1 pseudogene is annotated in these 272 nt (G+C 34.2%); it reads left to right on the plus strand.

Features of this window, described 5'->3' with window-relative positions:
- A pseudogene (locus FC36_RS12495) lies at positions 1-272 on the plus strand (RNA-guided endonuclease TnpB family protein); the annotation flags it as partial.

Here is a 272-nt window from a genome sequence, read left to right on the forward strand (position 1 = left end):
GATGAACATTTTCTGCCTGAAAGAAAAAGATTCCAAAGAGAGATGTATCATGATTTGCGGTCAAAAAGCGACCTTAATTCTTTAATGGTTCAATCCGTATTTAGAACTGTAAGTGCTAGATATAGAACAGTTGAAACTCAATTAAAACAAAGACCATTTAAGTATAAAACGGATGAGATTGACCCTAAAACTGGCAAAAATATTTGGAAGCATATTCCTCGTGATTTGGAATGGTTACGAAAACCGATTAAGTTTTCTAGACCACAAGCTGA

Source organism: Ligilactobacillus equi DSM 15833 = JCM 10991 (assembly GCF_001435735.1).
GTDB lineage: Bacteria > Bacillota > Bacilli > Lactobacillales > Lactobacillaceae > Ligilactobacillus > Ligilactobacillus equi.